This window comes from Sinanaerobacter chloroacetimidivorans (genome assembly GCF_018128545.1).
Taxonomy (GTDB): Bacteria; Bacillota; Clostridia; order Peptostreptococcales; family Anaerovoracaceae; genus Sinanaerobacter; species Sinanaerobacter chloroacetimidivorans.
On the sequence record NZ_JAGSND010000001.1, the window covers coordinates 359,233 to 381,998 of the forward strand.

The following is a 22,766-nucleotide window of genomic DNA, read 5'->3' on the forward strand; positions in this document are numbered from 1 at the left end:
CTTATTATCCAACTATGAAAAGCGAAGCAAATCCTTCTCCAATAAGGTTTGTAATGCTTTAATGACACCGAATTTGGAATGCTCGTAAGTTAATCCGCCTTGAAAATATACAATATATGGAGGCCGTATAGGAGCATCGGCACTTAATTCAATGGAAGAGCCCTGAACGAAAGCACCTGCGGCCATAATTACCTGATCTTCGTAACCTGGCATATCCCATGGAACAGGCTTTACATGAGAATCGATAGGAGCTGCCGCCTGAATTCCTTCACAGAAAGCAATGACAGCTTCAGGGCTGCCAAGTTTTACAGCCTCAATAATATCACTTCTTTTATCTGCCGGCTTTGGACACACTTCGAATCCTAGATTTTCAAATACTTTTGCACATAAAATAGCTCCCTTCACAGCTCCGTTTACAGTTTTGGGTGCTATAAAAAGTCCCTGAAACATGGTACGTGACTGTCCAAAGGTAAGACCGCATTCCCCGCCGATTCCCGGAGATGTCATCCGATAGGAAATCTTCTCAATTAAATCGGCCCTACCCGCGATATATCCTCCGGTAAGTGCCAGACCTCCTCCCGGATTTTTTATCAGGGAACCTGCGACCACATCCGCCCCAACCTCAGTGGGCTCTTTGGTATCTAAAAACTCTCCGTAACAATTATCTACCATGCAGATAATATCCGAATTGATCGATTTCACAAAGGATGCCCATTTTTGGATTTCTTCTATTGTTATTGCCTTCCTCCAGCCGTAACCTGTAGCCCTCTGAACTGTTACGATTTTAGTTTTTGGTGTAATGGCATTTTTTAATCCATCAAAATCTATCGTACCGTCCGGAAGTAACTCCACCTGTCGATAATGGATTCCAAAATCTTTCAGAGAGCCTCTCCCTTCTCCCCTGATGCCAATAACCTCTTCCAAGGTATCATAGGGTTTTCCCGTGCAATAGATTAGTTCCTCTCCTGGTCTTAGAATACCTGTTAGGGTTAACGTCAGCGCGTGGGTTCCATTTACAATGATTGGCCGGACCAATGCTGCCTCGGTTTTAAATATCATAGCATAGGCTTTTTCCAGAGCCTCTCGGCCGGCGTCGTTATAACCATACCCGGTGTTCCAGCCGAAATGCATATCTGAAATCCTGCATTTCTGAAAGACATCGAGAACTTTATATTGATTGAATGTCATAATATCATCCAGTTCCTGAAAGATACCTGAAAGCTCTTCTTCGGCTTTTGAAACAGCTTGTAACACGTCGCTGCTGATATTCAATTCCTTATTTAATAATTGATAAGTATTTTGCTGCATGTGATGCTCCTTGCTAATTATTTACATAATATTTATATGGTCAACAGTTGGTTGATGGCATTGAGTCAACTGGACTGGCGCTTGAAATATGTATCGTTTAATCCTTTTATTTATTGGATGAATCGTTATCTTTCTTATTTTTATCAAATTCTTCTTCCCATTCAAAATTTTTAACCAGATCTCTTTTGACATTTAATTTATGTGCCGCATAAAGCTGTGTGGTAGTTATATTTTCGTGATCTAAAAGGGCCTGAACATCAAATATGGAATTACCTCTTCCAATCAGCGAGGTTGCAGTCGTTGCTCTTAATTTATGCGGACTATATCCTGCCGCCCTCGAAGTTGAAAGACCGATTGAAGTGTATTTTTTGACCAGCTCACGAATTTGCCTTTCTGTCATACGTTTGCCCTGCAGAGAAAGAAACAATGCATCTTTGTTTTCTTCTGCAAGCTTTTCTTCCGCTGGACGTTCTTCATTGATATATTCAGATAATACTTTTATAACGGACTGATTTAGTGGCATAATGGACTCTTTTCCGCGTTTTCTGTAAATTTTAAACTCACCCCGTTTAAAATGAAAAGAGGAGAGATTTAGCTGCTGAAGCTCAGACAAACGTAATCCATAAGTTAAAAATAAAATTAAAATGGCTTTATCTCTTTTTTTTGTTTTCATCCAGAATTCATGTTCTTTTTTTGTCAAGTGATCTCCGGAAGAAACGGCATCCAGCATACGCATAACTTCATCTTCCTGCAATGCCTTGATTTCTCTTTCACCAGGCTTGGGAAGCTTAATCGGGTCAAAACCATCTGTAATATTGCGGCTCACCAGTTCATCCCGGTATAGATGTTTGAATAGAACAGATATTGACGATTTTTTTCTCGAAAGTGACTTTTTATCATTTTCGTAAATATATACAGCTTTTTCCTTTTCCACTTTATATCTTCTGCAATAATCAATGAATATATTGACATCTACAGCCTTTATTTGATCGAAATCTTCCAGTTTAATGTCACGTATTTTTGGGGCAATGGTCAGATCCGTTTCCTGAATCAGATAGTTACAGAAGAATCGAATATCTTGCAGATAAGCCAATCTGGTCATAGGTAGTACATTACCTTTCAAGTAGGTAAAAAAGCCTTTTAAAAACCGGGGCAGCTCCTCTTCTATAGCTTGGCATTTTTCCGTAATTTCGATTTCCTTCATAATGATATTATCTGGCTTATCACTTTTATTGTGTATTTTCATTTCTTTTTTGACAGCCATAACAACAACCTCCGGAATCACTCTTGCTATCATTTTTCCTAAATACCTATATTTTTTTATAAGTAATTGATTTATAAATTAAGTTCTGTTTTACAATACTTCAGAATGAAGCCTAAAGCATCATTCTCCGTTTCATAATCGGACAGATTGAACCATTTCATATCAGAATACCTTCTAAGCCAGGTTAGCTGCCTCTTTGCATAGTGCCTGGTGTTACGTTTGACCAGTCGTATTGCTTCATCACGGTCATATTCCCCGTTAAGATATCCTATGATTTCTTTATAACCGATACCCTTCATGGAAATATGATCTGCCTTCAGGCCTTTGTCCAGAAGCTGTTCAACTTCCTTTATCAGGCCTTTTTCTACAAGCAGATCTACCCGCTGGTCAATCCTTCCGTAGAGCTCTTCTCTGTCTCTTAAAAGCCCTATGAGGATATATCCGTAATCTTTCGTCTTGACAAAAGATTCTTTAAATTCTCTGATTCCCTCTCCTGAGGTTTCTAGAACTTCCAAGGCCCGGATAACTTTCTTTAGGTTATTTGGGTGGATTCTTTCCGCAGCATCCGGATCGAGTACTTTCAGCCTATCATGGACATATTCGTTACCGTGCTCACGTGCTTCCTCTTCTAATCTTTCCCGAATATCTGTCTGCTTTGGCATAACGGAAAAGTTCATATCATAAATCAAGGAATTCAGATAGAGACCCGTTCCCCCTGAAATAATAGGTAATTTATGATTCCTGAAAATGTTACAGATACAATCCTTTGCCATGGTTTGGTATTCTGCCACCGAAAACTCATTCCGGGGATCAATCTGATCTACGAGATAATGGTGTACTTCTGCAAGTTCCTCCGGCGTGGGCTTTGCACTGCCGATATCCATATATTTATAAATTTGCATGGAATCTGCCGAGACGATTTCGCCATGAAAGTGTTTCGCAATCTCAATGGCATATTTTGTTTTCCCCACGGCAGTCGGTCCGGCGATGATCACGATCTTTTGATTCATTTTATACCCTCTTAAACATCTTTTCAATTTCATACTTACTCATTTTTACCACGGTTGGTCTGCCATGAGGGCATGAATATGGATTTTTTGTCTTAGCTAAATCTGCCATCAGTTGGCGTATTTCGCTTAGGTCTAGCAGGTCATGAGCTTTTACTGCTTTCTTGCATGCATTGGTGATAATCTTATCAATCTTTTTCTGGTTGATTAAGTCAGCATCTTCCGAAATATTATCTAATAGATACTCGATAAAATCTTTAGCCTCATCTAAATCCATAAACATGGGAACCGCCTTTACAATAAAGGCCGACGGACCGAATTCCTCGATCTCAAAACCCATATTCCCCAGGAAATCAAGCATTGATAGAGAATCATTCTTAACAGCATAGGAAACATTGATAATAAAGGGAGTAAGAATCGTCTGCTGCAGTTTCTCCTCTTTTTCATAAGAATCCAGCAGTTGTTCATAAAATACCCTCTCATGAGCTGCATGCTGATCGATTAGATAAAAATTCTCATGGTCAGTGCCTGTTATGTAAGTACCGAAAACCGAACCGGTAATGAAGATATCTTCAATCTCAAAGTCCCTTTTTTCTCTGGATACCTGCCCAATCGTACTTAAAGGAGTAAAGGCATAGGAAGAAGAAAGAGAAGATACTTCTGCTGTTTTGGATTTCATTTCTTTTTCTGTTGTGTCTGCAGGAACGGCGGGAGTTGGTTCTACATTGGTTTGAAAGGCTGTATTTTCATCCATTTCTGAAACTCTTTCAGACCGGTAGGTATTGTCGTCTTCTTGAATTTGCAGGCTTTCTTTTTTCTCTAATTCAGATTTTTGCCGCTGTTCGAACAATAACTTTTTTATGTCAACCTGCGTTTCTATTTCATTAACATTCTTTTCTTTTTCCTCACAGAAAGAAGCTATGCTATTGTCTTTAGAATTAGTTTGGTTCATTTTAAATGGCGAATCTTTTCGGATAATCTGATCCTTTTTGATTTCAGCAATGGCGTCTTTTGAGTTTAAATTGGTCCGGATAGCAGAACCAATAAAATCCCTTACTGCCCTCTCATCGTCAAAACGAACTTCCTTTTTGTTAGGATGAATGTTGACATCCAGTTTATCAGGAGAAACCTGCAGAAACAGGAAGGCAATTGGGTATCTCCCTTCGAACAGTTTTTCCGAATAAGCATCTGTAACAGCATTTTCCATCACCTTACTGGCTATAGATCTTCCATTTACGAAGAAGATTTGGCTTTTTCTGTTCGTTTTGCTTTGACTCGGCGCCGATACAAAGGCTTCCAGGGTCAATTCCTGTGACTTTTCCTTGAAATGAATCAGTTTGTCTCCCAAGTCTTTACTATAAATGGTCAATATGTTGGAATAGATATCCCCTTTGCCTGTGGTGGAAAATAAAATATTACCATTATTAATCAATCTAAACTTAATTTGAGCATAGGCAAGGGCCATCTTCGATATAAAATCAATGATGAGAGTGCTTTCCGTAGCATCCGGCTTCATAAATTTCAGCCTGGCAGGCGTATTAAAAAATAAATCCTCAATAATAACAGTGGTTCCCTCCGGGCAGCCCGTATCAACCTTTTCCGCAATATCGCCGCCTTCCAGCCGGATTCTGATACCGCTCTTTTCATCTGCGGTTTTGGTGATCAGTTCAGTTCTTGAAACGGCAGCAATGCTGGCAAGAGCTTCTCCACGAAATCCCAAACTTTGAATACTGTCCAAATCGGATGCATTTCTGATTTTACTAGTGGCATGGCGCTTAAAAGCTAATTCTACATCTCCCTTTTCAATCCCGCTGCCATTATCGGTAACACGAATATATGATTTTCCACCGTTTTTGATTTCCACAACAATGGAAGTTGAGCCGGCGTCAATGGCATTTTCAACAAGCTCCTTCACAATGGATAAGGGCCTGTCCACAACCTCGCCTGCAGCAATTTTATCAGCCACATGTTTGGGGAGTTCGGTTATCCTTTTCTTTTCTATTATATCCATTTTATACCTCAATTTATTATTTATTAGTTAGTGAAACTTACTTATCTATTTGTCTGATAGCAGATGGTCTATCCCAGTACGGTCATGATTTTGAAGGTCTTTATCCTTCGTTTCACAATTTTTAGAACATCAAACAAACGGTAATATAATCGGTGTTTGACGTTACCTAAAAATTCTGCTCATCTTCGGATAAGACCAAAGCAAAATCATTCCAACGTATTGCATGATCGAACTGCCAACCTTTAGCTTTATCGAGTTTTTTTACCAAGCCGCAATAGCTGAACTTTGGATTTAAGAAAATATCCGAACAGGTTTCGTCTATGATATAGGATGAAGATGATGTTATTTTTAATGATAGCATTTAAGTTTTGCCATAACCCAAAAACACCGATTATGGATACCGTTTGTTTTTGGGGTTAAAAATAACAAATCGAGACCATATCATTAGAAATCTGTGAGTATTTTCGTGATACAAAGTCAGACCTTTGGCTTGTTGAAACTCAATTATTTCGATCTGGCAGTTGAATGATTCGGTTTAAATACTAATAAATGAAATTTGACTAACTAATAAATATTAGTTTTCTGCTGCCTTCTTCAAGTCCTCCAATATACCGAAGGCCTGTGACGGCGTGATATTCATTAAATCCAGCGCCTTCAGTCTTTCCACAACAGGATTCGGTGCAAAACTGAAAAATGATATCTGTTCCGTTTCCTCTTTTACTGGAGATTGCTCGGCTAATAATTCTTTTTCATAGTGATCCAGATCTATGGACACGGCGGTTGCTTCCAGCTGGTGCAGCTTCTCCTGAGCGGTTTCCAGCACGGAAGCCGGTACTCCGGCGAGCTTGGCCACATGAATTCCGTAGCTCCGGCTGGCACTGCCCTCCACAATTTTATGCAGGAAAATAATATTTCCATCCTTCTCCTGTACATCTACATTCAGATTTTTTAACCCTTTCATGATACCCTCCAGAGAGGTTAATTCATGATAGTGAGTTGCAAATAAGGTCCTTACATGATACTTGCTGTTGCATAAATACTCAACCACCGCCCAGGCAATGGAAAGACCGTCATAGGTACTTGTCCCTCTTCCGATTTCATCTAAAATGATCAGGCTTTTTTCCGTAGCAGTGTTTAAAATGTAAGCCAGTTCACTCATTTCAACAAAAAATGTACTTTGCCCCTGTGCCAGATTATCGGAGGCGCCGATTCTCGTATAAATTCTGTCAACAATACCGATTTGTGCAGCTTCTGCAGGTACAAAGCAACCTGCCTGGGACATCAGAACAATTAATGCTGTCTGTCTCATGTAGGTGGATTTCCCTGCCATATTGGGGCCAGTGATGAGCAGCATGCTGCTGTCTTTTCGGTCAACATAAGTATCGTTGGAAACAAAGATACCGTCTTTAATGGTTGTTTCAATAACCGGATGCCGTCCCTTTTCGATCCGGATGACATCCCCCTTATTCACCTGTGGTTTTACATAACCAAGCTTGCTGCTGACCTCACTGAAGGAAACCAGAACGTCCAGGGTCGAAACTGCTCCGGACGTAATCTGAATAACGCTGATATAATCTTGGATTTTCTTCCTGATTTCAAGAAAGATTTCATATTCCAACTGATTTATTTTTGTCTCCGCATTGAGCACAACGGATTCAACTTCTTTCAATTCCGGGGTAATATAGCGTTCACAGTTAGCCAGAGTCTGCTTTCTGATATAGTTTTCAGGTACCAGATCAAAATAGGATTTTGTAACTTCAATATAATAGCCAAAGACCTTATTGAAACCGACTTTTAAAGACTTAATCCCTGTACGTTCCTTTTCCGTACCTTCCAGTCCGGCAATCCAACTCTGCCCGTCTTTGATAGAGTGCTTTATTTGGTCTAAATCTAAAGAATATCCTTCTTTGATGATTCCGCCTTCTTTGATGGTAAACGGGGGTTCTTCCTGGATTGATTGATCTATCAGATCATAGATTTCGGATAATGAATCCATTTTCTCTTCCAGCTTCTCCAGAAAGGAATCACCGCAGGCTGCCAATTCGCTTTTCATATCCGGAAGCACAAATATGGAATTTCTTAATGCTATCAAATCTTTTCCGTTGGCATTTCCACAGGCGATTCTGCCTGCCAGGCGTTCCAAATCATAAATTTTTTTCAGGCTTTCTTTCAAGTTATTCCGTAAAAGAATCTGATCTGACAGTAATTCAACTGCATCCAGTCTCTCCTGGATTTCTTTTAAATTGTTAAGGGGCTCGCGCAGCCACTGTTTCATCTTTCTCGAACCCATAGCCGTATGGGTTTTATCGAGAACGCCAAGAAGTGAACCCTGAATTTTCTTTTCAAAAAGGGTTTCCGTCAGTTCCAGATTCTTGATGGTAGCCTTGTCAAGGGACATATGACCTGCCGTGTCATAAACATTCAAATAGGAAAGATGGGATAAGCCTTGTTTTTGGGTCTCAAACAGGTAAGCCAGGAGTGCTCCTAAGGCCATGATTGAAAGATCAGACTCCTCGATCCCCAGACCTTTCAGGGATTTAACTTGAAACTGTCTTAAAATGAATTCTTCTGCTGCGTTTCTTATGTAATATTGATCCGGCAAAATGCTGATATAAGCACCAGATGTTATTTTCATTTCATCTATGAACCCGTCCAAATTGGCATAATCATTGGCAATCACTTCTTTGGCCTTTATTTTTACCAATTCATTTAACAATCGCTCTGTGTATCCTGCAGATGTTAATTGTGTTGTATTAATTTCTCCTGTAGAAATGTCACAATATGCAATCCCAGCCCCTGTTTCATGCAGAAAAACAGAAGCGAGATAATTGTTTTCTCTTTCATTGAGCATATTCTGGCTGACAACGGTACCGGGAGTAATGATCTGAACCACTTCTCTTTTAACGATACCCTTCGCCGTTGCAGGATCCTCAACCTGCTCACAAATGGCAACCTTATAGCCTTTCTCTATGAGTTTTGCTATGTAAGAATCAGCTGCATGATAAGGAACACCGCACATGGGGGCTTTCTCTTCCTGACCATAGTTTTTTCCGGTAAGGGTAATCTCCATTTCTCGGGATGCGGTGATTGCATCCTCAAAAAACATTTCATAAAAATCTCCAAGTCGGAAAAAAAGGATACAATCTTGATATTTCTCCTTGATTTCCATATATTGTTGCATCATTGGTGTTAATTGCATGGGTAATCCTCTTCTTCGAATATCTGTAACGATTTAATCAATTAAGTTCTTTGTGGGATTCTGTGACTACTTCTTCAATTAGAATCTCCTTTTCTCCGGAAACTTTTTTTAAATAAAGCAAATATTCAATATTTCCCTTTGCACCGGTCATGGGAGAGAAAGTTAATCCCCATGCATAAAGTCCGTTGCTTTCCGCATATCGTACAACATTCTTTATGACTTCCCTATGAACCGATTCCTCTCTGACGATGCCCTTCTTCCCTACTTGTTCTCTTCCCGCTTCAAACTGAGGTTTCACCAGGCAGACCAGGCTTCCCGTTTCAGAGAGTAAACCTGCAGCTACGGGAAAGATCAGCTTCAGTGAGATAAAAGATACATCGATACTGATAAAATCAACCTTTTCCTGGATTTTATCCGATTCAAGATACCGAACGTTCACTCTTTCCATGTTTATAACCCGGGTGTCATTTCTAAGCTTCCAATCCAGCTGACCATAACCGACATCGATAGCGTAAACCTTCGAAGCACCCTTTTGAAGCATGCAGTCAGTAAAACCGCCTGTGGAAGCTCCGATATCAACAGCTACCGCATCCTTCAGCTCAAGACCGAAGGCATTTATGGCCTTTTCCAGCTTCATTCCTCCCCGGCTGACATAAGGGCACAGGTCCTCTTTTACATAGATCTCTGAATCTTCATTCACACCGGTTCCCGGCTTGTCTACTCTTTGACCGTCAACATATACAATACCGGCCATAACGGCGCTTTTGGCTCTTTCTCTTGATTGAAAAAGACCTTTGTTCACTAATACGATATCAAGCCTTTCCTTCAAGGAAATCACACACCCTTTCCGCTATACTTTCAGAGTCAAGACCATACAATTCAAAAAGCTCCTCCGTACTTCCCTGCTCTATAAATTTATCAGGCCAGCCAAGACTCAGTAATTTGACATCCGTGAAACCTTCCTCCTGCAAAATGGCACTTACCGTTCTTCCAAATCCGCCGTCCAGAACATTATCTTCCAAAGTAATCAGGCAACCGGTTCTTTTAGCTGAAGCAATGATTCCATTTCTATCAACAGGTTTTATAAAGCGTACATTCGTCAGTCCCGAATCAATTCCACGCGATTTTAATTTTTTAGATGCTTCCAGACCAATGGAAACCATTTTCCCTACGGCAAAAATTTCAACATCTTCTCCTGTAAACAGGCTCTCGCAGGTACCGTCTATCGGATGGCCCGTTTCCGACGGATAATCAAAAGCTTCTCCCTTTGGATACCGGATGGCACAGGGACTCTTTAGCGAAAGTGCATATTCCAGCATTGCAGCAAGCTCTTTTCCATCCTTCGGTGCTAAAATCGTCAAGTTGGGTATATGGTTTAAATAGGATAAATCAAATATCCCATGGTGTGTTTCTCCGTCCGATCCCACATTTCCTGCCCGATCAATGGTAAAAACCACAGGTAAATTCTGCATGCATACGTCGATCACGATCTGATCGTAGGCTCTCTGCAGGAAGGTCGAATAAATGGCCACTACAGGCTGATAACCGTTAGCAGCAAGGCCGGCAGCGAAAGTGACGGCATGAGCTTCAGCAATTCCTGCATCAAAGATTCTTTTCGGAAACTTCTGCGCGAATTTACCAAGTCCGGTTGCTTCTATCATAGCGGCACTGACTGCAACAACCTTCGGATTGTCGTGAGCGAGCTGGATCATTTTATTTCCGAATATTGTAGAATAGCTCAAATTATCAGAAGATGATAAAACATTCCCCGTAGTCGGGTCAAAAGCGCTGATGCCATGAAATTTTCCAGGGTTGGTTTCTGCGTTTCGATATCCTTTCCCCTTCTTCGTAATAACATGAATCAGAACCGGTTCCTCCATCAATGAGGTATAGGACAGCACCTCCAGCAGATCATGGATGTTATGGCCATCCACCGGCCCGAAATATTTAAACCCCAGTTCTTCAAAAATAGCCCCTTGGACGATAGCATATTTCACGGAATCTCTGATATGCTCAAACCCGTTATAGAGGCCTTCCCCTACTCCAGGAATCCCTTTCAAGGCTCTTTTTAACTGCTTCTTAAAATCAAGGTAAGTCTGGGATGCTCTCAACTTTGCAAGATGATGAGACATACCGCCGATATTTTTTGAGATGGACATCTCATTGTCGTTTAGAATTACGATCATTTTTGACTTTGAAGCTCCTGCATTGTTCAAGGCTTCATAAGCCATACCGCCTGTCAGGGCACCGTCTCCGATCACTGAAATAACAGAATAATCGTCTCCGCTGAGATCTCTTGCCGTCGCATAACCCATTGCGGCAGAAATCGAAGTGCTGCTGTGACCGGTATCAAACATGTCATGGACACTTTCGTCTCGTTTGGGAAAACCGCTGATCCCGTTGAGACAACGAAGACCGTCAAAGCAGGCCGCTCTGCCGGTTAATATTTTATGTACATAGGATTGATGGCCTACGTCCCATATAATTTTATCCTTTGGACTATTGAAAACCTTATGCAAGGCAATGGACAGTTCTACAACTCCAAGATTGGATGCTAGATGCCCCCCAGTTTTTGAGACCTTTTCGATTAAAAAATCTCTGATTTCATAAGTTAATAGTTCCAATTCCCTTTCGGACATGCTTTTTAAGTCCTCAGGGAAATGGTAGTCATTTAATAACTTTTTCATATATGATAAGCTCCTTGTTTTTCATTTCTGCTTCTATTTCACCCTATTTGCCAGTTCTTCAGCCAGTTCTACGAAAAATTCCGCATTATCATAATATGGCTCCATTACCCTTTTTGCATTATCGGTAAGCTCTCTGACTCTAAGTTTGGATTCTTCTAATCCGTATAAGCATGGATAGGTAGATTTCTTTTTAATCAGATCTACGCCGGTATTTTTACCCAATTTTTCCACATCTCCGTCAATGTCCAGGATGTCATCTGCAATTTGAAATGCCAACCCCAAATTTTCGGCATATTCATCCAGTTCTCCAAGCGTCTTTTTGTCCGCTCCGGCTAAATGAGCTCCGGCCCGAACAGCCGCCTTAATCAAAGCTGCCGTTTTATTGACATGAATATAATCGAGAAGTTCTTTGGAGCACTGTTTGTTTTCCGTTTCCATATCCGCCACCTGACCGGCAATCATGCCCCTGCAGCCTGCACCTTTGGAAATTTCATAAACAGCTCTGACCCTTCTCTTTAATTTCTCCGTGTTATCAAAATAGAGAAGCATGTCCTTATTCATTGCTTCAAAAGCAGAAGTCAGCAGACCATCACCTGCCAAAATGGCAATGGCTTCGCCGAAAACCTTATGATTGGTAGGAATACCTCTTCTTAAATCATCATCATCCATAGCAGGTAAATCGTCATGGATCAAGGAGTAGGTATGAATATATTCAATAGCACAGGCATAGGGAAGCGCGAGCTTTTCTTCTCCCCCGCAAAAATCACAGGCAGCAAGCAGCAGAACCGGTCTTAACAGTTTTCCGCCGGCTTGCAGACTATAAGTCATGGATTCGTATAACGTAATACTTTTATGGTCAACCTCGGGCAAAAAATAGAGGAGATGCTCTTCTACTAATTCCTTAAATCTCAGATATTCCTTACTTTGCATCCTTACAGCTCCTTCCGGAATTACTTTTTATCGTATATTTCAATTTTCTGTTTGGCCTCATTTAATATTTCAAAACAATAGTTGTAATACTCAATGCCCTTTTCATAGCTGTTAATTGCCGCTTCCAAGGTAGTATCATCTCTCTTCAGTATATCTGCTGCTTTTTCAAGTCCAGCCAAAGCTTCCTCAAAGCTCATTTTTTGATTCTGTTTTGCCATACTGTTCCCTCCTTATCTCAAAAACCTCACATTCCAGAACTCCGTCCTGTAACACGGCTGTGAGTTTATCTCCAGTGGCGAAATGTTCTGCACTGCCTGTTAGCTTGCCATCCTGATCCAGGATGGCCGCATAACCTCGTTTCATAATGTTTACAGGATGAAACGCCTCTAAGTCACTCTTACATTTTTCCGTATTTCGTTCTAATTCCGTCATTTTATTTCTCAAACAAATATCGATATCCTTACGAACTCCTTCTATCTTTGATAGCTGGATATGTAATCTGTTTTTTAAAGACATTTGTAAATGTTCTATATTATAATTTGTTACGCGCAATTCCATATACTTGATAAATCGTTCCATGGTATGCTGCAATTGATTTCCTTTTTGCCTGCAGTATTCTTTTAATGCGTTGATGTCCGGAACTGCCATCTGTGCCGCAGCCGTTGGGGTTTCTGCCCTTTTATCTGCTACAAAGTCAGAGATGGTAAAATCCGTTTCATGGCCTACAGCCGATATAACAGGAATTTTAGAATCAAAAATGCTCCTTGCCACAATTTCTTCATTAAAAGCCCATAGCTCTTCCAGAGATCCCCCGCCTCTTCCAAGAATAATGGTATCCACTTCAGGGAATAAACGGTTCACCTCCCGGATTGCTCTTGAAATATCTCCGGCTGCACCGGGGCCTTGAACCAGGCAAGGATAAATCACCACATCTACGATATTATTTCTGCTTTTAATAATTTTTATAATATCTTTTACCGCAGCACCTGTTTCCGACGTGATAACAGCAACTTTTGCCGGAAAGAAAGGAATCGGCTTTTTATATTTTTCATCAAACAGCCCTTCCTTTGACAGCTTTTCCTTTAACCTTTCAAAGGCTGCACTTAAATTTCCGATACCCTCAACGGTAATCTCGCGCACGTTTAAGGAATAGGTTCCACCGCGCTCATATAAATAAATATAGCCATTTACGACAATTTCCATACCATCGGCCAGCTCGTACCGGATATCCTTTACATATTCGGCTCCCAGAAAACAGTTCACCTTACTGGATTCATCCTTTAAAGTAAAATAAACATGACCTGTACTGTGCAGCTTCAGATTTGAAATCTCCCCCACGACAGAAACATTTCCCAGCAAAGGATCCGATTGCAGGATTCTTTTAATATAACCATTCAGTTGTGAAACCTTTACCGGTTTCATTGCCATAATTTTTTCCCTCCAAGAAATGAAATCCCCACCGCATTGTCCGAAGACAATACCGGATTTCCAAAGACCAGGTCGACTTTTTTCTCTGTAAAATATTTCATGATTTCCTCTCGAATAAATATGCTGGAGGAAACGCCGCCGGAGAAAAGTATTTTACTGCAGTTTGTTTCTAAAACAGCCTTTTCGGTCAACTGGCAGAGACAGATACTGATAATTTGAAACAACTCATATATAAAGTTCCCTTTATTTTCAGAATTTAAATGCTCTAACTTTCTTTGACATTCTGTTTCCAATCCGGAAAGATTAATAGATAACCCGTCCAGCGGTATTCTTTTTAACTTAAATTCGGAAGACCTTATTCCGCAATTTAATGAATTTTGACTTTGACTTTTTTTCGCCAGTAAAGCCAGCTTGTCCATCTCCATTCCGGCAGGGAAATCCATTTGAAGTGCAACCCCGATTCGATCGATAACTTGTCCGAATGAGATGTCTTTGGAACTCCCGATGATCTCAACAGATGCTCCTTTTACCAGCAGCAGTTCACAGGTACCTCCGGAAAGATGATAGGCCAGATATTCTTTCTCGTGCTCTAGACTGCTGCCGTGTTTTACCGCCTCCAGATGTCCCTCCTGATGAGAGAACTCAAAAATCGGCACGTTTAAGCAGGAAGCCAGTACTCTGCCAAACTGGATTCCTGCTTTAAATACCGGCATATAAGACCCTTCAACAGGTCTTGGTCGATCCGAAACCGCTATGGCTCCGATTCTCTCTTTTTTCACTTGCTGCAGTAATGTTTCAATCATTTCCGGTAAGTTTTCCATATGCTGAAAAAGGGCGTGGGATTGCCGAAGCCCTCTTTCGCCCTGCTTAACAACCAAAGATTTACGGGAATCAATCACAATCTCTCCCGAATAACTGGTCAACGCCAAGGAGGTTTTATAATTGCTGGTATCGATACCCAGAATCAAATCCTGATTACACATCTTTATTTTTTACTACCTTACCTAAAATTCCATTTATGAATTTTCCGGAATCCTCTCCGCCGAACTTCTTTGCCAAATCTACGGCCTCATTAATAGAGACCGAATCCGGCACCTCAGTCATATAAAGGATTTCAGCGACGGATAACCTCAGTACTGCCAGATCTACCTTGGCCATACGGCTTATTTTCCAATTTTCACTGCAGGATTCCAGTTTCTTGTCTATTTCTGCCAAGTGCTCGGAAGTAACGGCATATAATTGGTTAAAATATTCCAATTGATTTGAATCCTGCATATATTCGGAAACAAATCGACCCTTTAATTCCGAGCTGTAATCATTCTGAATATCCATTTGAAATAACAGCTGCATAAAAAGCTCTCTGGCTTCTGTTCTCCGCATTGACTCTAGTCCTCCTCATCTGTGAAATGAACCCCCTGAACATGAATGTTGACCGCTTTTACGAAAGCATCTGTCATTTGTTCAACCTCTTTTTTCACGTTCTCCTGAATATCCCATGCTACGGCAGGAATTTTTACGCCATATTCAACGACAACGTAAATATCGACGCTGATTCCATCTTCGTTCTGGGATATTTTTATTCCCTTATACAAAGGTTCTTTGCCAAATATATTTTTAGAAAAATTATCGGAAAACCCTCCGCTCAGAGATGCTACACCCTTCGTTTTCAGAGCTGCATTCATGGCGCAAACGGCTATGACATCATCCGATATTTTCAGAGTTCCAAGTTTTTCCTCTGATCCCGTGTTCATTCCCATTCACCTCTAAATTATTATAGCAGAAGTGTGGAAAAGATACAAATTCTATTTGATTGCCATGTATCGTTCATTCGATCAATATTTGCTTTGGATGACGATCTGGCTGGCACTTCTGCCTGTTTCTCTCATAACGATATCACAAATTTTAGCCACGTCTGACTGCGTAATCTCTTGTTTGTTCACTGTAACATTGACGGAGCTGTCTGTCATTAATACCAAAGCATCTGCAAAGCCTTTATTCTGGATCAGATTTTCGATAACCTTCTCTTTGTTCATATAGTCAATGATTTTCAGTTTTTGCTGAGTTGCGTTATTTTTCTCAGGACCATCCTTCGTTTCGGCTATAACATCCGTCAGCATAGAGATTACCTGGTTTCTATCCATATTGATCGTAGCTCTTACTTCTTCAAAGTAAGTGTCTGCATTTGCAAGTTCTTCATAATTATCTGATGTTACAATCACACTGCTGTCTAACGCTGATTCAGAAGTGGTGCCCGTTCCTGTGGCGGCCGTTTCCTCTGTAACTGCACTATCCGTACTGGTTCCAGGAACCGTAGACAGATTTAAGCTGTCAACCAGAACGTCACCATCATGCGCTTTCATTTGCTCTAATTCATATTCTTCGTATCCGGCAGATGCAGACAGTCCTTGATCGTTATTGAGCTTGTTGTTCAGCACGCCGACACAGGCTATGAGCATTAGCATACCCACTAATATTATCTTTTTACGTCTTGTAAACTCCATTTTATCTATCCCCCCTAATTAGCTAATTTATTTACTGTTTGATGCTACTTTTTTCAAATACCATCACATTGGCCGCAGGTATGTCAAACACCGCAGCTACAGCATTAATAATGTTATTTTTGACAATAATATCACCTGCCCCCTCACAAGTTACAATCACTCCCTCCACCTTATGATTCTTATTGCCGTATTCACTACCAAACACTGTTTCAGTACTTTTATTGTCCTGGTAGGTAATCATTACGCTTGTGTCACCAACACCTTTAATTTGGCTTAAAATTTGTTCGAGTCTTTTCTCTTCATCGGTAGCTATGTCTTCCGCCTGTGTATATTCTGTCCCGCCGTCCATATCAACTATTTGTCTGCGTCCATCCTTGTTTTGGGTCAGCACATCAAAAAGTAAAAGGGCTATAGCAGCTACAAACAAAACCGTCACTAATTTGACAAGCAAGTCCTTTACATACTTGTCATTCTTCAGTTTATCCCACATTCTTTATCCTCCTTATTAATATATATATATGGATATGTCCTTATTCCATTAAAATTGCTAACGGAGACAATATTATTGCCATGATGACAAGAGAAAATATAAATTTCAAATACTTCTTCATTGCACCTGCAGGAAGAAGGATCTCTACGAACGATATTGCTACAATAATGATAAAAATATTTTTCACCCATTCCCTTGCTATCTCCATAGGCTTCCACCTCCAATTCCAATAATAATCGCTAAAAAGATCAGGAACATCATGGCGCCCAGAAATAAAATAATAGCGAGGGTTATCACCGTATTTCCCACTTCGTTAAGACAATCGGAAATAGTTTTGTTTCCTATGGGTTCAATAATAATGGCGGTAATTTTATAAACCATTGCAACTGCTAAAATTTTGATTAACGGTATGAGTAAAAGTGTCAGAATAATAATGACGCCGAATATTCCGATCCCGTTCTTAATAATGGTTGTACAGCTTAGAATCAAATCAATGGAATCTGCTGCAAATCCACCGACAATAGGCACAAAATTATCCACTGAAAATCTTGCCGTCTTAGCAATCATGCCATCAGCAGATTTTGTGACAACTCCCTGGATCACGGTAATTCCAGAAAACAGGGTTACGGAGAGACCCATGGCCGACACTGAGAAACCTCTGATAAACAAGGCCAGCTTCTTCACATAATCCTTCTCCGATAAACTGTTCACCAGAATAAAAATACAGGATAGATAAACTGCCGGCATGATAAATCTTTGAAGCACCGTATTGAAGATGGTAATTGCCGTCATAATGAGCGGGTTTAAGATACCTCCCGAAGCAAATCCGCCCATGGTAATGAGCAACGGCACAATTACAGGTAAAAGAGCCTGCATCGTAACCGACATGGTATCGATAGCAGAACTGCAGATAGCATAAATATCCATGAAGCTCTTCAGGCATAAGGCCATAACACTGCAGCTGCATACCACAACCCCCAAGTTGGAAACCGTGTCATCGGAAAAAGAAGTAGAAAGATTTTTCAGCAGTCCGATAATGATACAAATGATGACCAGTTGAACTCCTAAAATAATACTTCCGTAAATCTCCTTCAGGAATAAATCGCAGATGCTGGCTATGATATCATTAAAATCAAAGATTGGCTGCCCATGTATGATACTTTGAATGATTTCTCCAGGGCTGGTATCTGCAAATATGCTGCCGTTACTCCCTGCTATATTAAATAGTTCTTCAATCCCTTTCATGTCCATTGAGGTCAGCTGCTCTTTTATTATGCTATCTACATCCATTTTTCTTCACCTCCACTGACCATTTAGCATAGGTAATTCTATTTATGACCTTCGTCATTCGTTAACTCGGGAGCATCTTATTTATGAGCTCCATGACAGACATCATGACCGGGACCGCTAGATAAAAAATCATCACCTTTCCTGCCAATTCAACCTTTCCGGCAATAGCAGATTCGCCGGAGTCTCTGCAAATCTGTGCGGTAAAATCTGCAATATAAGCAACAGCTAGTACTTTTAAAATAATAGGGAAGAAAGTTTTACCGTAACTGATCTGATTATAGATAGCGCTGAGAAAAGCAAATACCGCAGTAAGCTTGTATATAATCATGATAAAGATAACCATAACGGTAGCCATCACAATGTAAGTTGCAAACTCAGGCTTGTATCCCTTTACCATGGATGAAATAACCACTCCGCAAAGACCGATAGCCGCTATCTGAAAGATATCCATGTCCATAAAAATCACCTCATTTCTTTTGTAATTCGATCTCTCCTTATTACAATTGAAACAAGGTTTTTACCGTTATAAAAAAATCATTGATCATCTGAACAATTAAAAGAAGGACTACGATGATTCCTGCCAGAGTGGTCATCATAGCCTGATCCTCCCTGCCTGCGCGTATCAGTACCTGATTTAATACGGCGACAAGGATGCCGATAGCAGCAATCTTAAAAATAATGTCAACATTAATGTTCATCTTGAATCTCCTCTCTAGTTTCTTGTAGAGTCATTAGTCTGGAAGTTGCTTTATACATCTTATTCTCTGGACAAGATTTTATGCCAATAAAAAACTCCCTTCATACAAACAGTTTTTGAATACTGTCTGTTGTAAAGGGAGTAATTATTATGATGCAAAACTTTATCCTGACACCATAAAGCACCTATGTATTTTAATATTTCTTAGACTCTGCTACTTTAGCATCGATCTCTTCCCGGAAAGACTTCACATTATCTTTGTCGACGATGACAACGCCGTTGTTCACTTTCTTTTCAACTGATTTTCCTTCTATAACTTCAATCGCTGCCTTTACGCCCAGGTATCCCTCTTCGATGGGCTTCTGTGCCAATGAAGCAGACAATTTACCCTCCGCAATGGAGTCCAATGCACCGAACGAACCGTCAAAACCCATGACGATAACCTGCTTCTGCAGTTGAGAACCTTCAACCGCCTGATAGGCTCCCAGTGCCATTTCGTCATTGGTGGCATAGAAGCACTTGATGTCGGGTGTTGTTTGGATAATGTTTTCTGCAACGTTAACAGCCTTTCCGCGGTCGGAGTCAGCAGGCTGAATAGCAACAATTTGCATTCCCGCAGCTTCCAACGCATCCTTTGCTCCGTTCGCACGTTCATCATGGGTAGGCTGCCCAACGAGTCCGCGTATAAGGGCAACCTTGTCACCTTTCTGGAGCTTGGAGGCAAGATATTCCCCTGCAGTTTTCCCTGCTTCATAGTTTCCGGTGCCGATAAAGCTCTCATAAAGGCTTTCATCATCTGTCTGGAGAGCCGCATCGATGATGATCACAGGGACACCTGCATCCTTAGCCTTCTGTACAGAAGAAACAAGAACCTTCGGTTCGTTAGGTGCAAGAACAATTGCGCCCACATGATTGGTTACCGCATCTTCCACCATATTGCTTTGTGCAACTGAATCTGATTCGGAGTTTGGTCCAACAACATTGACTTCGTAGCCAAATTCATTACCTGCCAGTTTTGCTCCTGCTTCTACCATATGCCAGTAGTCGCTGTTGAGAGCCATAACAATGACAGAAATGCTCTTCTTTTCTCCTGAAGATGAGTCAGCATCACTGTCTGTGTCTGCCGACTGACTCGGCCCGCATCCTGTCATTGCACTGAGCAGCATGGCCATTATCATTGTCAGTGCTAACCATTTTCTTTTCTTTGACATCCTAATATCCTCCCTATTTCGCAATACATTTCGACTCCTATCCATTTGATTACGAAACAGGATAGCGGAAGGAGCCCTATGTTCAGACTTTCCTGTTTCGGGCGGGTCAGGCCGCCGAGTTGATTGGTTACTGTTTAAGCTAATGATTTGTCTGAGACCGCTTTTATATGACGTTTGACTTTTGCAAAGCCTCCGTTGCGGATCACATCAATGAAAACAGCTATAATAATAACGGCTCCGATCGCAATGGTCTGCATATCCGCATTAACATTAAGCAGGTTAAGACCATTTCTAAGAACTGAGATCAGCAATACGCCGGAGAAAGTACCAAGTACATTGCCTTTCCCTCCAAAGAAACTGGTGCCTCCGATAACAACAGCCGCGATTGCGTCATTTTCAAGAAGCAAGCCAGATAACGGATAGGCAGAATCGGTTCTGCCTGTCAGGATAATTCCTCCGCAGGCCGCCATGAAACCGCTGATAACATAAGCACTGGTTCGAACAAAGTCGACGTTGATGCCAGATAAGCCAGCCGTAGTCATATTACCGCCGACTGCATAAACATGACGGCCAAGGGTGGAATAATTGAGGAAGATACTAAATAAAACATATGTAATCAGCATTAAAATAAAGCTTACAGGAATTTTTCCGAAAAAGGTTGTCGGATCACTGGAAAGAAAAGATGCTCCTGCCCATTTCACCACGTAAGGCATACCTGCTATGGGTGTGGCACCGGTGATGACGAGGGCAATTCCCTTGTAAATATTTTGTGTCCCCATTGTGGAAATGAATGGATGAGGCAGCTTGCACTTTGTCAGAAGTAGGCCGTTGACCAACCCCAGCATCGAGCCCGAAAGTAATCCGATCAGCAAAGAAAAGAAAGGATTCCAGCCCAAATTAACAGCACAGATTGCCATAATTACTGAAGATAATGTCATCGTAAATCCGATTGACAAATCAATACCGGCGGTAAGAATACATACCATCATACCCAGTGACAGAAAACCATTAACTGCCGCCTGTCTTGTTACGTTCATTAGATTGGATACGGTTAGAAAGTTTTCATTACTAAAAGCCAGAAAAATACAAAGTAAAATCAGTGCAAGGATCGGTCCTCCCTTGCTGAAATTACTTTTGATATTTTTTAATAGGATCATGCTATCTTTCATTCACTTTTCCTCCTGTAGCAAGCGTAAGTATCTGTTCCTGGTCAACGGTTTCATCATTATTGACGATACCGGTTTCCAAACCTTCGTACATGACCATGATACGGTCACTCATTCCCAAGATCTCTTGAATTTCCGACGATACCATAATGATTGATGCGCCCTGCTCCAGCAGGTTGTTCATGATGTTGTAAATTTCAACCTTAGCGGCGACATCAACACCCTTGGTTGGTTCATCAAAGATAAAAACTTTTGCTCCGGAAAGGAGCCACTTCATAATAACGACCTTCTGCTGGTTGCCGCCTGAGAAATCCATTGCTCTCTTTTCAGGCTGTAATGGTCGAAGATTAAGATCCTTACCATATTTTTTAACAATCGCGGTCCTCTTTTTGTTATCAATAAGTCCAAATTTGTTTTTAAATTGATTCATAGTAACAATCGTTCCGTTTTCAACGATGTTATGGATGAGGACCAATCCTTCCTCCTTACGGTTTTCGGTAAGAAGTACGATTCCTTTATCTATGGCATCCCGGGCACTTTTGACTTTTCCTTTCCTACCCTCTATGAATATGTCGCCTTCCACCAGCGGGTAAGTCCCAAAGATGGCACGCATGGTCTCTGTGCGCCCGGCACCGACCAGGCCAAACACCCCAAGCAGTTCACCTTTTCTTACGTGGAAGGATATATTATCAAATTTATCGGAACAGAGATTCTCACATCGAAACATCTCTTCCCCAATCTGTACGGAACGTCTTGGGTATTTTTCATCAAGCTCGCGTCCAACCATTAATTTAATAATCTGATCTTCAGAGACGTCTTCAACGTTGAGAGTCGGGCCGGAATTTTTCCCATCCTTCAGAACGGTGACAACATGGCCGACTTTTTTGGCTTCATCCAGCTTATGTGTTATAAATAGAATGGAAATGCCCTGTCGGTTTAACTCCAGCATCAAGTCAAGCAGGTTGTCGATTTCCGAACGGCTGAGTGAAGACGTCGGCTCGTCCATGATGATCAGTTTTGCATTGCGATCAACTGCGCGAGCAATTTCCACAAGCTGCCTTTGTCCCATACCGAGATTTTCCATCGGTACATCAAGAAGATTACCCAAACCTACACGTTCAAGAGCAATTTTCGCACATCTCTTCTGTTCCTTCCAGTCAATGAACGGACCCTTTTTCTTTTCATTGCCTAAGTACATATTTTCTACTACGCCCAAACACGGAATGTTGCTCAGCTCCTGATAAATGACGGCGATACCAAGTTGATAGGCATCATGAATGGTGTTGAGTTTTACAGGCTTGCCCATCCACAGCATTTCACCTCCTTCCGGTTTGTTGATACCCATGATCGTCTTAATCATTGTTGATTTTCCTGCACCGTTTTCGCCCAGAAGCAGATGTATTTCACCTTGCCGGACAACAAGATTAACATGGCTTAACGCCACGACACCGGGAAACATTTTTGTGATGTCCCTCATTTCAAGCAGTGGGGCGTTGGAACCAGGCTCCACACTTTCCGTTGTTTCTTGCGTTTTTTGTAGCATTTCTCATAACCCTCCATTTCTTAATGAGAATGAA

Annotated in this window: 22 protein-coding genes; all 22 read right to left on the reverse strand. The window is 41.1% G+C overall.

All coding sequences use genetic code 11. The annotated features are described in order from the left end of the window. Window positions 1-12: 12 nt before the first annotated feature. Complete coding sequence (locus tag KCX82_RS01865) at window positions 13-1,308, reverse strand: methionine gamma-lyase family protein (RefSeq protein WP_227016735.1); 1,296 nt, start codon at window positions 1,306-1,308, stop codon at window positions 13-15. Window positions 1,309-1,414: 106 nt separating this feature from the next. Then, window positions 1,415-2,572 carry a tyrosine-type recombinase/integrase gene (locus KCX82_RS01870; RefSeq protein WP_227016736.1) on the reverse strand — a complete coding sequence of 386 codons (1,158 nt, stop codon included), beginning with the start codon at window positions 2,570-2,572 and terminating at the stop codon, window positions 1,415-1,417. A gap of 71 nt (window positions 2,573-2,643) precedes the next feature. Next, window positions 2,644-3,582 (reverse strand): tRNA (adenosine(37)-N6)-dimethylallyltransferase MiaA, encoded by a 939-nt coding sequence (gene miaA / locus KCX82_RS01875; protein WP_227016737.1) that lies wholly within the window; start codon window positions 3,580-3,582, stop codon window positions 2,644-2,646. Between the two features lies 1 nt (window position 3,583). Continuing rightward, window positions 3,584-5,590 (reverse strand): DNA mismatch repair endonuclease MutL, encoded by a 2,007-nt coding sequence (mutL, locus tag KCX82_RS01880; protein WP_227016738.1) that lies wholly within the window; start codon window positions 5,588-5,590, stop codon window positions 3,584-3,586. Between the two features lie 574 nt (window positions 5,591-6,164). Then, complete coding sequence (mutS, locus tag KCX82_RS01885) at window positions 6,165-8,789, reverse strand: DNA mismatch repair protein MutS (protein ID WP_227016739.1); 2,625 nt, start codon at window positions 8,787-8,789, stop codon at window positions 6,165-6,167. Between the two features lie 37 nt (window positions 8,790-8,826). Further along, window positions 8,827-9,618 (reverse strand): TlyA family RNA methyltransferase, encoded by a 792-nt coding sequence (locus KCX82_RS01890; protein WP_264373161.1) that lies wholly within the window; start codon window positions 9,616-9,618, stop codon window positions 8,827-8,829. Beyond that, complete coding sequence (gene dxs / locus KCX82_RS01895) at window positions 9,602-11,476, reverse strand: 1-deoxy-D-xylulose-5-phosphate synthase (RefSeq protein WP_227016740.1); 1,875 nt, start codon at window positions 11,474-11,476, stop codon at window positions 9,602-9,604. Before dxs ends, KCX82_RS01890 begins: the two co-directional genes overlap by 17 nt. 33 nt (window positions 11,477-11,509) lie before the next feature. Next, on the reverse strand, window positions 11,510-12,406 hold the full coding sequence (locus KCX82_RS01900) for a polyprenyl synthetase family protein (protein ID WP_227016741.1): 897 nt from the start codon (window positions 12,404-12,406) through the stop codon (window positions 11,510-11,512). 20 nt (window positions 12,407-12,426) lie between these two features. Next, window positions 12,427-12,624, reverse strand: a complete 198-nt coding sequence (gene xseB / locus KCX82_RS01905; RefSeq protein WP_227016742.1) for an exodeoxyribonuclease VII small subunit — start codon at window positions 12,622-12,624, stop codon at window positions 12,427-12,429. Beyond that, window positions 12,593-13,834, reverse strand: coding sequence for an exodeoxyribonuclease VII large subunit (gene xseA, locus KCX82_RS01910; protein ID WP_227016743.1), 1,242 nt, complete (start codon window positions 13,832-13,834; stop codon window positions 12,593-12,595). The genes xseB and xseA overlap by 32 nt, the downstream gene beginning before the upstream one ends. After that, window positions 13,825-14,817: a tRNA (adenosine(37)-N6)-threonylcarbamoyltransferase complex transferase subunit TsaD gene (locus tag KCX82_RS01915; RefSeq protein WP_227016744.1), complete on the reverse strand. Its 993-nt coding sequence runs from the start codon at window positions 14,815-14,817 to the stop codon at window positions 13,825-13,827. Before KCX82_RS01915 ends, xseA begins: the two co-directional genes overlap by 10 nt. After that, window positions 14,810-15,214: a transcription antitermination factor NusB gene (gene nusB / locus KCX82_RS01920; RefSeq protein ID WP_227016745.1), complete on the reverse strand. Its 405-nt coding sequence runs from the start codon at window positions 15,212-15,214 to the stop codon at window positions 14,810-14,812. Before nusB ends, KCX82_RS01915 begins: the two co-directional genes overlap by 8 nt. 5 nt (window positions 15,215-15,219) lie before the next feature. Then, the gene (locus tag KCX82_RS01925; protein WP_227016746.1) at window positions 15,220-15,585 is read right to left on the reverse strand and encodes an Asp23/Gls24 family envelope stress response protein; all 366 of its coding nucleotides are present in this window, start codon (window positions 15,583-15,585) and stop codon (window positions 15,220-15,222) included. Between the two features lie 81 nt (window positions 15,586-15,666). Beyond that, a complete protein-coding gene (locus tag KCX82_RS01930; RefSeq protein WP_227016747.1) occupies window positions 15,667-16,335 on the reverse strand; it encodes a SpoIIIAH-like family protein in 669 nt (222 codons plus the stop codon). A gap of 31 nt (window positions 16,336-16,366) precedes the next feature. After that, window positions 16,367-16,825: a hypothetical protein gene (locus KCX82_RS01935; RefSeq protein ID WP_227016748.1), complete on the reverse strand. Its 459-nt coding sequence runs from the start codon at window positions 16,823-16,825 to the stop codon at window positions 16,367-16,369. 40 nt (window positions 16,826-16,865) lie between these two features. Further along, window positions 16,866-17,033, reverse strand: coding sequence for a stage III sporulation protein AF (locus tag KCX82_RS01940; RefSeq protein ID WP_227016749.1), 168 nt, complete (start codon window positions 17,031-17,033; stop codon window positions 16,866-16,868). Further along, window positions 17,024-18,115 (reverse strand): stage III sporulation protein AE, encoded by a 1,092-nt coding sequence (spoIIIAE, locus tag KCX82_RS01945; protein WP_227016750.1) that lies wholly within the window; start codon window positions 18,113-18,115, stop codon window positions 17,024-17,026. Before spoIIIAE ends, KCX82_RS01940 begins: the two co-directional genes overlap by 10 nt. 61 nt (window positions 18,116-18,176) lie before the next feature. Continuing rightward, window positions 18,177-18,572: a stage III sporulation protein AD gene (gene spoIIIAD / locus KCX82_RS01950; protein WP_227016751.1), complete on the reverse strand. Its 396-nt coding sequence runs from the start codon at window positions 18,570-18,572 to the stop codon at window positions 18,177-18,179. Window positions 18,573-18,612: 40 nt separating this feature from the next. Next, window positions 18,613-18,813, reverse strand: coding sequence for a stage III sporulation protein AC (spoIIIAC, locus tag KCX82_RS01955; RefSeq protein ID WP_264373162.1), 201 nt, complete (start codon window positions 18,811-18,813; stop codon window positions 18,613-18,615). Window positions 18,814-19,006: 193 nt separating this feature from the next. Then, window positions 19,007-20,023: a sugar ABC transporter substrate-binding protein gene (locus tag KCX82_RS01960; protein ID WP_227016752.1), complete on the reverse strand. Its 1,017-nt coding sequence runs from the start codon at window positions 20,021-20,023 to the stop codon at window positions 19,007-19,009. A gap of 134 nt (window positions 20,024-20,157) precedes the next feature. Then, window positions 20,158-21,192, reverse strand: coding sequence for an ABC transporter permease (locus KCX82_RS01965; protein WP_227016753.1), 1,035 nt, complete (start codon window positions 21,190-21,192; stop codon window positions 20,158-20,160). Continuing rightward, window positions 21,182-22,732: a sugar ABC transporter ATP-binding protein gene (locus tag KCX82_RS01970; RefSeq protein ID WP_227016754.1), complete on the reverse strand. Its 1,551-nt coding sequence runs from the start codon at window positions 22,730-22,732 to the stop codon at window positions 21,182-21,184. Before KCX82_RS01970 ends, KCX82_RS01965 begins: the two co-directional genes overlap by 11 nt. Between the last annotated feature and the right edge of the window lie 34 nt (window positions 22,733-22,766).